11 protein-coding genes and 1 pseudogene are annotated in these 12,291 nt (G+C 61.5%); 3 read left to right on the top strand and 9 right to left on the bottom strand.

Going from position 1 to position 12,291, the window contains the following annotated elements:
- Positions 1-120: 120 nt before the first annotated feature.
- Positions 121-562 (top strand): annotated as a pseudogene (locus ASG92_RS28580) (transposase); the annotation flags it as partial.
- A gap of 153 nt (positions 563-715) precedes the next feature.
- Here the strand turns inward: ASG92_RS28580 and ASG92_RS20645 are convergent.
- From ASG92_RS20645 to ASG92_RS20610, 9 genes are all read right to left on the bottom strand, one after another.
- On the bottom strand, positions 716-1,255 hold the full coding sequence (locus ASG92_RS20645; protein ID WP_056632741.1) for a hypothetical protein: 540 nt from the start codon (positions 1,253-1,255) through the stop codon (positions 716-718).
- 678 nt (positions 1,256-1,933) lie between these two features.
- Positions 1,934-3,274: a NosD domain-containing protein gene (locus ASG92_RS20640; RefSeq protein ID WP_056632738.1), complete on the bottom strand. Its 1,341-nt coding sequence runs from the start codon at positions 3,272-3,274 to the stop codon at positions 1,934-1,936.
- Between the two features lie 27 nt (positions 3,275-3,301).
- Positions 3,302-4,015 carry a PfkB family carbohydrate kinase gene (locus ASG92_RS20635; RefSeq protein ID WP_056632731.1) on the bottom strand — a complete coding sequence of 238 codons (714 nt, stop codon included), beginning with the start codon at positions 4,013-4,015 and terminating at the stop codon, positions 3,302-3,304.
- A 152-nt stretch (positions 4,016-4,167) separates the two neighbouring features.
- On the bottom strand, positions 4,168-5,748 hold the full coding sequence (locus ASG92_RS20630) for a glycoside hydrolase family 32 protein (RefSeq protein WP_056632730.1): 1,581 nt from the start codon (positions 5,746-5,748) through the stop codon (positions 4,168-4,170).
- Between the two features lie 39 nt (positions 5,749-5,787).
- Complete coding sequence (locus tag ASG92_RS20625) at positions 5,788-6,831, bottom strand: LacI family DNA-binding transcriptional regulator (RefSeq protein WP_056632727.1); 1,044 nt, start codon at positions 6,829-6,831, stop codon at positions 5,788-5,790.
- A 47-nt stretch (positions 6,832-6,878) separates the two neighbouring features.
- On the bottom strand, positions 6,879-7,031 hold the full coding sequence (locus ASG92_RS28575) for a hypothetical protein (protein ID WP_200952038.1): 153 nt from the start codon (positions 7,029-7,031) through the stop codon (positions 6,879-6,881).
- 80 nt (positions 7,032-7,111) lie between these two features.
- On the bottom strand, positions 7,112-8,005 hold the full coding sequence (locus tag ASG92_RS20620; protein WP_056632747.1) for a carbohydrate ABC transporter permease: 894 nt from the start codon (positions 8,003-8,005) through the stop codon (positions 7,112-7,114).
- Positions 8,006-8,169: 164 nt separating this feature from the next.
- Positions 8,170-9,057, bottom strand: a complete 888-nt coding sequence (locus ASG92_RS20615; RefSeq protein WP_056632724.1) for a sugar ABC transporter permease — start codon at positions 9,055-9,057, stop codon at positions 8,170-8,172.
- A gap of 64 nt (positions 9,058-9,121) precedes the next feature.
- Entirely contained in the window at positions 9,122-10,402 is a 1,281-nt protein-coding gene (locus tag ASG92_RS20610) for an extracellular solute-binding protein (RefSeq protein WP_056632721.1), read from the bottom strand.
- 343 nt (positions 10,403-10,745) lie between these two features.
- Between ASG92_RS20610 and ASG92_RS20605 the strand changes: the two genes are divergently transcribed.
- Positions 10,746-10,937, top strand: a complete 192-nt coding sequence (locus ASG92_RS20605; protein ID WP_056632718.1) for a hypothetical protein — start codon at positions 10,746-10,748, stop codon at positions 10,935-10,937.
- 45 nt (positions 10,938-10,982) lie between these two features.
- Positions 10,983-12,185 carry a NosD domain-containing protein gene (locus ASG92_RS20600; protein WP_056632715.1) on the top strand — a complete coding sequence of 401 codons (1,203 nt, stop codon included), beginning with the start codon at positions 10,983-10,985 and terminating at the stop codon, positions 12,183-12,185.
- The last annotated feature ends 106 nt before the right edge of the window (positions 12,186-12,291 follow it).

The raw sequence follows: 12,291 nt of genomic DNA, 5'->3' as shown, positions 1-12,291 counted from the left end.
AGCTCACTGGATTATGCCGACCTCACCAGCGCCAAACCCATGCCCTGCAAAGGATCCCGCGGCCACATCGGCATAATCCGAAGGTCGGCATAATGCACGTTATGCCGACCTCGGCATAACGTGCATCTGATCCGCAACACGCTACGCGCCCCGCCAGCACTGGGACGAGCTCGCCCGGGATCTCAAGCCCGTATATACCGCCCCGACCGAGGCGGCGGCGCGTGAACGGTTCGGGGAATTCGAGGCCAAATGGGCCACGAAGTACCCGGCGATCGGGCGGCTCTGGCCCAACGCCTGGTCCGAGTTCGCCCCGTTCCTTGACTGGGACGCCGAGATCCGCCGGGTGATCTGCTCGACCAACGCGATCGAATCCCTCAACGCCCGCTACCGGCGCGCGGTGCGGGCCAGGGGCCATTTCCCGAACGATGCCGCGGCGCTGAAATGCCTCTACCTCGTGACCCGCTCCCTTGACCCCACAGGCCAGGGCCGGGCACGATGGGCCACGAGGTGGAAGCCGGCATTTAATGCGTTCGCGATCGCATTCGAAGGCAGAATCAATTAACCACAAGCCAGGCCAGACCCACCGTTAATCTGACAGACCCGGGCCGTTCGATGCTTGCTATTCGGTGTTTGCTAGAGCCTGGGCCTTTTGGCCGCTCGACCCATAGATTATCGTTCAGGAGTGGTTAATGGGCGTCGCGTGCTGCACGCTCGATCAGCTTGGCGGCTTCCCGTTCGGCTTTATCGCGATAATCTTCCCAATTGGAGGTGAAGCCCTGACGACTTTAGCGTCCGCTTCACCCGCGTGCTCCCCCTGCTGCAATGAATCAAGACGGCCAACAATTTGGAGGACATGCTCGAAGTCCTGTCTGCTCCCCGTCAACCGGATAATGGCCTCGGCGCTTGCTTTGACGACGTTACCTACAAACGAAGCCGCCATGCCATCAGAATCAGCTACTGCGGAGGCCACCTCGACACTAAGCGGAATCGACTTATTCCCTTCGGGCCTTGGTCCACCCAGTTCCCGGTCACCGACATGCTTTTGATCGTCTAGTAGCGATTCACCTGATATGCCCATCTCGCGAAGTTTGGCATCCAGCGCAGGTATCTGGTGCATAGCAGCGGCAAGGATGTGGCGCCAGGTTATGCGTCTCGATAGTTGCTGATCGGCAATGGAACTCGCCACTGCCAAAATGCGCCGGGAGCTATCATCCAGCCTCGAGAGATCAACGGACACAAAGAGGTGATCCTCCACTTATCATCATCCTGAGTGACATGCACATCACATTATCAGTCGCGTGGGGACACTTGCCTTGGACTCACGACCACACCCAAACACACGGCTTGCCGGCGTATCCCACCACGGTCGAACAGGCCCAACCATTTCCGTTCACGGCTATGTCATAAGCGTGTGAGACATACACAGCGGGCGAGCCCGTTGTATTACACAGGTATGGTCCAAAGAAGCTAACTGTGTTCTCCGGAAACCAATATGCGCTGTACGTGCATGAACCTGGAGCCATGGGCTGTGCCGAAATTGTCCAGTCCTCCATCCACCGGCCATTACCCTATGAACTGGCTTGTCGGCCAGTTACCACCCCCGGGCCTGGTTCATCCTCAACCGGATCTCGCAGGAAGGCTGGAGGGATCATCCGCGCACGTGCGTTTTGCCGTTCCTCTCAAGCAGCCTTTGGATTCGTCGGATTCCTGGCCTCGGGTCAAGATGCATCACTGTCTGACAAAACTATTGGCCGCGTCCCAGTCACCGATTGTGATTCCGGCCTTCGTCGTGAGATGGGTCCCGATGAGACTGCAATTTACTTCCATCGTGGGCTCAAATCAGATTGACATTCTCACTCGATGATGGCGATCCCCGGGGTCTCACCGGGCCTGAGCGGGTTACTGGGCCATGGGCCACAAGTGCATGTGCCGCCTAGAAACCGACCGTGGGTGTGGCCCTAAAGGTGTTAACAGCCCTATCTGCGATAACTTGGGCGTCACTTCCGGAATCAAGGATCGTATTCCGAGCTGATTCGGAATCGACCATGACGGACGTAACGGCGAGGCCGTCCGAAGCCTCGGTCGTCAACAGAGCGTCCACCTGAGCCGAGAAGCAGGAGTCACTTGACTTGGAGTGAACGTTCATCGCCACCACGTGGTTGTTGGAGACGAAGTTGCCAACCCCCGCCATCAGCCGGATGATGACAGGCGTCGCACCTGTCGGCCGGATGCTCTGTGAGTCGATGATCTGGGAGAAGTGGTTGCCGACGACAGTGTTGTTGCTGCCGCTGACACAGAGAAGTCCGTTGAGGTCGTTCAGTCCGTTGTCGACTCCCAGGAAGGGCGTCCAGGGCTCATGGTCACGCAAGAAGTGATTCGTGGCCACGAGGTTTTCCGAACTATTCGCTGCGAGAATCAGCATCCCAGGGTAGAACGAATGCAAACGGTTGTTGGTGACGCTTGAACGCGTGACGCCGTCGAGATGGACGCTGCTCGCACCACGGGGGAAGACGTTGTTCGCGGTTATCAGGAGCCCGCCATGGTTCTCGGCGTAGATCGAGTGACCCTTGAAGCCTGCTCCGACCAAGTTGTCGGTGATCTTTGATGCCTGTCCCCACCCGCGCAGCTCGATGCAGCTTCCGCATTCAGCGATGAAGTTGTCGTGAACGGAAAGCGCGTCCGCGTTGTAGATAGTGAGAGCGTTCTCAAGGTAGACGAACCCCATGCCGGTTACGCGGAATGAGTCATTGGCGTTCGCGACATAGATACCGGTCTTGCCGTTGACGTAGGTATTCTCCGGATGCATCCCCGAGCCATCCGAGTTGAAGTGCAACCCGTCGATGCAGAAGTTGGAGAACTCGACCGAGCTGATCCGCGGGCTCCCGCTTCGCTCAACGTAGAAGGCGGCTCCCTTGGATTCCTCCCCGTCTCCGCCGAGGGGAATGTCGACGAGAATGCGACTCCCCCCGGGCCACAGCTCATGCAAGTCGGGCCATTCGTCTTCGGGAACGTTGAACCGGATGCTCGACGACGTAAAGCCGTGTCCCGAGCCATGGATCCTGAGGAAGCTGACGTCGATCACCACCTGCGTACGAAGGTGGTAGTCCCCGGGCGGAATGTAGATCACCGCGCCTGGCTTTCCTCCATTGTTCGCATCGGTGACGGTCTGCCGGTCCTTGATGTCAGCGATGATGCTGTTGATTACTTCACCGACGTCCTCGGACGGATTGCCGACGGGCCACGTAGTCACGTCGTAGTAGTTGTTGCTTGACATAGGTTCTTCCCTTTGTGTTGTGGTTTCTCAGCCCTTGACGGCGCCGAGAGTCAGGCCAGCCACGATGTGGCGCTGCAGGATGATAGTTAGGATGATTACGGGGACCGGGTAGTGGATTGCCAGCGCGGTCATCGGACCCGAGTCGAGCCCCAACTGGGTCTGGAAGTTGGCGATCATGATCGGCGTGGTCTGCGCCCGCACCGACGGTGCTAGCCCATCTGCTCCGCGCATGAGGAGTCCGTAGATCAGGGCAGACATATACGAGTCGCCGGCCCCAATGGTGTCGACCACGGCAGACTTAACCGAGGGAACGACTACCCGCGTGCCTCCCGTTGTGAGCAGGGATCCCTCCGCTCCCATGGTGACGGCGACGAGTCCGGCCCCAAGTTCAAGGATACGTTTTGAGATGTCTTCCAGGGATAGCCGCGGATAGAGCCACAGTGCGTCCTCGTCGCTGAGTTTAACTACCTCTGTGAACGGGACGAGTTCCTCGAAGATGGTTTTTGCCTCAAATTGGCTGCCGAGCAGTGCAGGGCGGATGTTGTGGTCGTCGCCGATCGAGGTCAACAATGCGGTGTCCGCACCCAGCCGTCCGAGTCCGTAGGCAACGTTTGCGGGTGATCCACCGGGGTGCTCCACAGTGCCTCGGGGAGAGACAACTATGTCCACGAGGGCTTCACCGACAACAACGACATCAATGCTCGGTTTGGGGTCATCGTCGGTGTGCTGGACTGTTGGCATTCTGGACCTTTCATGGAGTCACCCAAGTTGGATGCAGCGCGAAGCGCGAAAGGCGCACTTCTACGTGGCATCGGGCTGAGGTGGATATTGGTTTGAGGGTATGAGGAAGATTCTCGGAGGCTCATCCCTCCGCCGTTACCTCCAACCTGCGGTTAGGTGAGTGTTGAGACCGCGAGCTTCAGTATTGTTGCTGAGCCTCCCTCAGCCGATAGCCAGTTCTCCGGGTTTTCGGTTTCGGGGAAGATGAGATCAGTCAGGACGACCTTGCCGCCCTGGACGAATACTTCGACCGAGCAGTGGTCCACGACGATGAGTAATTTGAGCACACCGTTTTCAAGGTCAACTGGTGCTGACTCGACCGAAGCGAATTTCCCGTGGAAGCAGGTGTTTCCTGATTGTCTGCGGTCAAGGATGAGTTGGGCGCTGGTTGTGTTGTAGCTAAGAATGGTGCCCTCGCTCCCGTCACTGCTTCCGAAGAGTCGGAAATCAAAACGTTCGGCGCTTCCGGGCAGTATCTCCGCCTCGATGATTTGGGCGCTACCGGGTACCGCATCCGGCAATCGGAGGGCTGAATTTCGCAGCTCAAAGGTGTCTGCGTTCATTTGGTCCTTGGCAGTAGGCAGCTCTTCTCCTGCGCAGAGGTCGGCCAGGACCGGTTGCTGGATCAGACGGGCGGAGCCGTTGGCTGCTGTGAGGCGCACTTCGCGGGCGAGGGTCATCGAGGACCGCCAGGGGGCAGTGGGCAGCTCGTTGGCGTAGTCCCAGTTGTTCATCCAGCCGATGATGATGCGCCGGTCATCCGGGGCGTTGCTAAAGGATACGGAGGCGTAGCAGTCCCGTCCCCAGTCCAGCCACAGGCATTGCTGCAGGGCTGCAGAGCCCGCCTTGGGGTCGAGGGAGGCCAGTCCTGCTGGCGCCGCGAGTGAACCGGCGTCCGGGAGGAACCGGGCGCCGTCGAAGTGCCCGATGAAGTACTGGCCGCCGGAACCTCCTGCCACTGCGCCGGGGTTAATGTTTACGATCAGTACCCATTTGATGTTGCCCGGGTCCCCGTCCACCGCCAGGGGAAAGAGATCGGGGCACTCCCATTCGCCGGCGTCGGCGTTCGCCGGGCCGAAGTCGCTCAGAAAGTCCCAGGATTTGAGGTCTTCCGAACGATAGAAGACCACCTTTTGGTGCTGCGCTTCGACGGCGACCATGACCCAGCAGGCACCTTGGTCCCCTTGATAGCGGAAGACTTTGGGATCGCGGAAGTTCGCGGAGTTTCTGGTGAGGACAGGGTTTCCTTCGTATTTTCGCCACGTCATTCCCGCGTCTGTGCTGTAGGCCAGAGACTGGGCCTGCGTGCCGCTGTGTTCGGACGCGGCTTTGTAGGCACTGGTGTAAATGGCTACGAGGGCAGGTGCGTCCGCCGTGCCGAAACCGGACGTGTTGCCGTGGTCGACTACGACACTCCCTGAGAAGATGTCCTCTGTCTCGTCGCAGGCAATGGCAACAGGGTGCTCCGTCCAGTGCAGCAAATCACGGGAGGTGGCGTGGCCCCAGGACATGTTGCCCCAGACGTTGCCGTATGGATTGTTCTGGAAGAAGAGGTGGTACAGGCCGTCGTAGAAAACCAGGCCATTGGGATCGTTCAGCCAGGTATCCCTTGCCGTGAAGTGGATGGCAGGCCGGAACCTGGAGGTTCCGGCCGGGGCTGTTTCCGGGCGTGCGGCATCAAGGTAACTGGACATGTCTGGCGTTCCTCTTGGGAAGTGGAAGGGGCTGGCTGCCTATTGCCGCGGAGCCGTGATGGAATCGCGGCGCACGAGGGGGCAGCTCAGAATGGTCGGGTGAAGTGCCATGAGGGTAAGGTCGGTCTTCCCCTCGACGGCGTCAATCAGGTGCTCGGTGGCCCAAGCACCCATCTCGTAGTGAGGCAGGGCCACGGTGGTGAGGCCCGGGTGAAGGTTGGCGGCGATCAGTTCCTGGTCATCGAAGCCGACGACTGAAAGGTCAGCGGGGATGGTGAGTCCCAACTCCGCAGCGGCGCGGTAGGCTCCCATCGCCATCCGGTCGTTGTAGCAGAACAAGCCGGTGGGCGGGTCCTCGCGTGCCAGGATCCGCCGGGCCGCTTCATAGCCGCCTTGCACCTCGGAGACGTCGGACTCGACAGGTGCCGCGTCGCCGTCGAGCCCTGCTTCAGTCAGCGTGGCCCGGAAGGCCTGGAGCCGCTGACGGGTTGCGGGGACATCATCGGTGTTGTTGATGAAGCCCACCCGGGTGTGGCCCGCTTCGAGGAGCGCGCCCACGGCGGCGCGTGCACCACCTTCTTCGTCCGGGATCACGGCTGTGATGTTTCCGCCGGTGGCCACCGAGTCGACCAGGACGGAGGGCACGCTGCCGAGGTTGGCAGGCAGCTCCACGTTGCGGTGGTACATGGTGGCGTAGAGGATTCCGTCCACCCGGCGTTCCAGGAGGGTCTCGACGTCGGCCTGCCGGGATTCGAGGCTGGCTGAGCCGGAGGTGTTGATGATCATGAGGTTGTACCCTCGGGCTCTGGCGGCCTCGTCAGCGCCGAGGATGATCCGGCCGGCGTGGGGCGTGGTGGCGATATCCTCGCTGACCAGACCCAGCATGCCGGTCCTCTGGGTGCGAAGGGCCTGGGCAAGGCGGTTGGGGCCATAGCCTAGTTGCTCCGCAATGGTCCTGACCTTCTCCCTGGTTTCGGGGCGGATTCGGGCGTAGGAAACCTCGTTGAGGACGTGGGAGACAGTTGTCACGGAGACGCCGGCGGCGACGGCCACGTCCTTGATACCGATGTTCTTGTTGCTCATCTGTCTCCCACGTCCTTATGGTTGGTGATGCTCTTGAGGGTCCGGGTTTACTCGTCCCAGATGCCGTGTTCGGGCCGGCGGCGAGGAAGCCGTTCCTCGACCGGAGGCAGCTCTTCGTGATGCGCGTGCTTGCCGGTCTGGTACCAGTAGGCTACCGAGGAATGGTCGTTGCCCTTGTGCCAAGCCGTTGAGCGGGTCATTTGGCTGCCAAAATTCCATGTTCTCTTGCGTACCTTTCGATTTTCCCGTGCGTGTTGTTGTTCGTTTCGTTGTTGGTGGTCTAGCCCTTGACGGCGCCGAGCGTCATGCCTGCGACGATCTTGCGCTGCAAGAGAAGGGTGAGGAGGATGACCGGGATGGAGTACACGGCGGCCAGCGCCGTCATGGATCCCCAGTCCAGACCGAACTGGGTCTGGAAGTTCGCGATCACCACCGGGGTGGTCTGCGAACGGATGGCGGTCATAAGGAGCGCGAACAGGAACTCGTTCCAGGAGGCGAGGAAGGCGAATATCGCGGTGACCGCGATGCCACCGGACACCACCGGGATCACGACCCGCCACAGGGCCCCGAGCCTGCTGCACCCATCCACCGTTGCTGCCTCTTCAAGGTCATTGGGAACGGCTTCGAAGAAGCTGGACATCAGCCAGATGGACAGTGGCAGCGAGATTGTGGTGTGGGCGATAGACAGGGCGATCGGCGTGTCAGCTAGTCCCGCCGTCGCCATCATGGACGCGAGCGGGATGCCGATGGCTACCGGCGGCACCATGCGGGTCACAAGCGCTGCCATGATGAACACCCGCCCGCTCGGCGTCTTGTAGCGGGTGATGCCGTAAGCGGCCGGAACGGCCAGGACCAGGGACAGGAGCGTACTGATGACCGCCGTCTGCGCGCTGTTGATGAACGAGGCCAGAACTCCGTTGCGGCCCAGGGCGTTGGCGTAGTTCTCCAGCGTCCATTCCTTGGGAAGGATCGTGGGCGGGACCGCGATGGTGTCGATCGGCGTCTTGAAGGACGTGAACAGAAGGTAGAGGAACGGGAACCCGTAGAGGACCATCGCCGCTGCAAGGACGATCCACAGCAGGATGCGGGTGGTGCGTTTGCCGGCTTCCAGGCCTTCGGCGTGGTGATTCCTACGGCGGGGACGGCCCGTGCCCGAGGCTGCCGGAGTGGGCATCGCCGGCTCGGCCGGCATGGCTCCGGTGGGGGCAGCACCGGCGGTGGCACCGGACGTCTTGGTGCCGGTGGCCAGGATGGCCGAGACGACGCCTGCGTGACGGGGGCGGTAGGCCACTGCCTCAGCGGCAAAACGGTCGTTGATGGGGGTGTCGGCGGTGCTCATCAGTTGTCCTTCCCTGGGCGCCAGATGGTCGCGACGGCGAAGAACGCGACGCCGAGCATCGCCAGCAGGTAGATGGTGCCCATGGCGCTGGCCAGTCCCGGATCGCCGAAGCGGATCATGGTCCGGTAGATCAGCAGGCTCATGGTTTCGGAGGCGGACTGCGGGCCGCCGTTGGTCTGGATAAGGATGGTGTCAAAGGCTCTGGCTGCGTCGATGCCGCGCACCACCAATGCCACTGCGATGACTGGGCGCAGGAGCGGCAGGATGATGCTGAAGAGGAGGGTAGGGGCCTTGGCGCCGTCGAGCCGGGCCGCCTCGATGAGGTCGCCGGGGATGTTCTGGAGGCCGGCGAAGAGGACGAGGCACATGAAGGAGGTGGTCAGCCAGATGTCCGGGACGGCTACCGAGAAGAGGACGATTCCTGGGTCTGACAGCCAGCCGATCTGGTTGGGGTTCTGCAGGATTCCCGCCTGGTGCAGAAGGGTGCCGATGAGCCCGAAGTTGTCGATCATCAGGAATTTCCACAACAGGCCGGCGACGATGGGCGCGATCATCAGCGGGTAGAGGAACACCGTCCGCCAGACCTCGGATTTACGGCCCAGGGCAGTGAACAGAAGGGCCATTCCAAGCCCAAGTGCGAACTCAAGGGCGACCACCACGAAGGTGTAGGCCAAGGTGCGCCAGCCGGCGCCCATGAATGCTTCGGAGGCGAAGGCACGGACGTAGTTGTCCAGGCCGACGAAGTCGCGGGGGGCCCCGGCGATCGGGGAGATTTTGAAGAGGCTGTCTGCCACGAGGCGGAACAGCGGGTAGGCCACAAACACTGCCAGGAACAGGGCCGCCGGCGCCATAAGGTACAGGGCGAAGCGGCGATCGGAAATACGCACGGTTTTCTCTTCCGATGGTTGGGGCCGCGGCCGGCACTAGTGTTTCGGTGCCGGCCGCGGAGTCTTACTTGAGGAGGTCCTGGATCTGCTTTTTCGCGGCGGCCAGGAGAGTGGCGGAGTCGCCGCCGGCTACGGCTTTTTGCAGCATGGGAACCAATGCGGTGTCCACGATCTGCTGCCATTTGGCCGTGGCAGGGCGCGTGGCCGTTGCCTGGCCCTTGAGGGTCTCGATGAGCGGCTTGAAGCTCTCGTAGCCGGGCTTGTCCTGGTACTTCTCGAAGGCCGAGATGCGGGAGGCCAGGCCGAGGCTGGATTCGATGCCCAGGTCGTTATGGTCATAGGCGCACTTGATGAATTTCTTGGCAGCGTCGCTGTTCTTGGTTGCCTTGGGCACGGAGAGGTACCACGGGCCGGGAACACCGGCAACGCCGGCGGAGCCGCCGATCATCGGAGCGGCGCCGACCTTGCCCGCGACCGGGGAATCCTTGGGGATCTGGCGGTAGGCGTGGGCCCAGAACCGGGTCATCGCGGTCTTGCCCTGGTTGAACAGGTTCTGCGCTGCTGCCCAGTCGACCTGAGCGGCGCCGGGAGGGGCGGACTTGACCAGGCTGGTGTAGAAGTCGAGCGCGTCCTTGTGCGCGGCGTTGTCGATCACGACGTTGTTGTTCTCATCGAGGACCATCGGGGAACCGGCCTGGAGGACATGGGCCAGCCATTCGGTTTCTACGCCGCCCTTCACGTCAGTGCCGTACATGCCGTCCTTGGTGAAGAATTCGGAGATGTCCTGGTATTGCTTCCACGTGGTCGGAGCGGCGAGGTCGTAACCGTACTTGGCCTTGAACTCAGCCTTGTTCTTTGCATCGTCGAACAGGTCCTTGCGGTACAGGATGATTTCGGCGTTGGTCCAGGCCGGCATGCCGATAAAGTGCCCGTCCACGTTCGCTTCCTTCACGAGCGCGGGGAAGATGTCCTTCTTCGCCTCGTCGGTGAAGAGCTCGTCAATGGGCTGGACCGCGTCCTTGAAGCTGGGAAGCCAGACGGAGTCCAGTGCGGCGACGTCGAAGGAGACGTTGCCGGAGGAGAACTCGCTGGAGAGCCTGTTGAACATGCCGTCGTAAGGCAGTTCGACGAAATTGGCGCTAACGCCTGTATCTTTCTTGCACTGTTCGGCGACGCCTGTCAGTTCGGCGTGGCCGCCGGCCTCGACGAGGACGTTGACGGTGCTCGCGGCGCTACCCGACGTCGCTGCCGGGCCCCCCGCGCCGCAGGCGGTTGCTGCCAGAAGGACCGCGGTGGACAGGCCGCCAATGGCGGTGATCCGGGAAATCGTGGTTCGAGAGGACATCGCTGTCGACTCCCTTTCTTTTGAACGGAATCTACGGTTGGGGTGGGGCTTGGAAACTTCAAGTCTCAGTGAAAAATCGTTTTGCCAAATCGACTTGGCATCACAATAGGGCCGGCGCCAGATGCGTGTCAAGCATCACATCGAAATCTTGTGGACCCTTGACGACGCTATGGCAGCCGCCATACAGTAAGCCACGGCCGGCGACAAATCGTTTTGGCAAATTTTGGCAAGACGATGTTGTGCGCCCGGCAGACCACCCTTGGCGTTCGGGCCCTTTCCCAACCTTTCGCGCGCTCAGTCGGGGAACCTCGGGTCCTCTCGTCACCAATTCAAAGGAGAACAGATGAAACCCATCCCGGACGTCAGCCGCAGGAGTGTGCTGCGGGCCTTCACGGTGTCCGCAGCAGTGGCAGGCACCGCCTTCGCCATGACAGCCACCAGCAGCCCCGCCACCGCAGCACCCCCACAGGTGGCCGCAACGCCTGGCGCCGGCCAGCGGCCGTCGGGGCACCGTCACCTGATCGGCGTCCTCTAGAAGCACCCAAACGTTCAGTCCCCAACGATGTGAGGAGAACCAGCTTTGACCACCGTCTACGACGTCACCACCTGGAGCGTGCCAGGGAATCCCACGGCCACCCCGCACAACGACATCGGGCTCATCATCAACAGCATCATCGCCGATGTGAAGTCCCAGCAGACCAACCAGGTATCCAAGCCCGGCGCCGTCATCTACATCCCGCCGGGAGACTACTCCCTGAAGACCCGCGTCAACGTGGACATCAGCTTCCTGACCATCCGCGGTTCCGGCCACGGCTTCACCTCTCTCAGCATTCGCTACAACAGCAGCACCTCCGGCTGGCACGAGATCAATCCAGGCGCCAGCCGCGTCCGGGTGGAAAACACCGACGGAAACACCGAGGCGTTCCGCGTGTACCGCACAGGCGACCCCCGGCTGAGCTCCATCGTGTTCGAGAACTTCTGCCTTGACGGCGTCTCCTTCGGGAGCAACGAGAACTCCTACGTCAACGGCAAGACCGGCATCCTGATCGACTCCGCCAACGATTCCTGCCGGGTCGAACGCATGGGCATGGTCTACCTGCAGCACGGCCTGATTGTCCGCGACGCCGATGCCTTGAGCGTCAGCGGAAACTTCCTGGCGGAAAACGGCACCTGCGTGAAACTGGTCGGTTCCGGCCAGGCAACCAAGGTCACGGACAACCTGATCGGCGCCGGCTACGTGGGCTTCTCGATCTATGCGGAAAACCACTGGGGGCTCCTTGTCACCGGGAACAACATCTTCCCCCGCGGCAAGAGCATGGTGCACTTCAAGAACTGCACCCGGTCCTCGATCAGCGCCAACCGCCTGCACGGCTACTACCCGGGCATGGTGTACTTCGAGGGCGTCTGCACCGAAAACCTGGTCGGGGCCAACCACTTCTTCCGCGAGACCGAGAAGTTCCCGCCCCTGCTGCAGTACAACAACGGGCTGGACGACCTCTTCGGCCTGGTGCACCTCGAGGGTGGCAACAACTCCGTGATCGGAAACCACTTCAGCTACGACGTCCCGTCCGGCTCCGTAACGCCGTCGGGCCAGACGCCCACCATCATCCTGGTGGCGTCCGGAAACAACAACTACATCGCCACCAACAACACCGTTTCCTCCATTGCCGTCAAAACAGTCACCCTTGACTCGTCGACGACCGGCACCAAGGTCCTGGACAGCGGATCCCTGGCCCAGTTCCAGCCGTTCCAGAGCAGCAACGCCTTCAGGGCAACACCGTAACCGCGACGCCATAACACCGGCCGCCTCGCGGCAAGAACAACGACGACGGCGGACGCCGCCCCAGGGTGCTGTCCGCCGTCGTCGTTCGCTGTACCGCACCTTCGAT

It is taken from the genome of Arthrobacter sp. Soil736, from assembly GCF_001428005.1.
Taxonomy (GTDB): domain Bacteria; phylum Actinomycetota; class Actinomycetes; order Actinomycetales; family Micrococcaceae; genus Arthrobacter.
The sequence above is the reverse complement of the archived record's forward strand: the minus strand, read 5'-3'. Positions and strand labels throughout refer to the sequence as shown.

What these genes read in the sequence shown, in the direction of transcription:
- ASG92_RS20605 (WP_056632718.1), top strand. Translation starts at nt 10,746, where the DNA reads ATGAAACCCATCCCGGACGTCAGCCGCAGGAGTGTGCTGCGGGCCTTC.
- ASG92_RS28575 (WP_200952038.1), bottom strand. Translation starts at nt 7,031, where the DNA reads ATGACCCGCTCAACGGCTTGGCACAAGGGCAACGACCATTCCTCGGTA.
- ASG92_RS20620 (WP_056632747.1), bottom strand. Translation starts at nt 8,005, where the DNA reads ATGCCCACTCCGGCAGCCTCGGGCACGGGCCGTCCCCGCCGTAGGAAT.
- ASG92_RS20640 (WP_056632738.1), bottom strand. Translation starts at nt 3,274, where the DNA reads ATGTCAAGCAACAACTACTACGACGTGACTACGTGGCCCGTCGGCAAT.
- ASG92_RS20630 (WP_056632730.1), bottom strand. Translation starts at nt 5,748, where the DNA reads ATGTCCAGTTACCTTGATGCCGCACGCCCGGAAACAGCCCCGGCCGGA.
- ASG92_RS20635 (WP_056632731.1), bottom strand. Translation starts at nt 4,015, where the DNA reads ATGCCAACAGTCCAGCACACCGACGATGACCCCAAACCGAGCATTGAT.
- ASG92_RS20625 (WP_056632727.1), bottom strand. Translation starts at nt 6,831, where the DNA reads ATGAGCAACAAGAACATCGGTATCAAGGACGTGGCCGTCGCCGCCGGC.
- ASG92_RS20610 (WP_056632721.1), bottom strand. Translation starts at nt 10,402, where the DNA reads ATGTCCTCTCGAACCACGATTTCCCGGATCACCGCCATTGGCGGCCTG.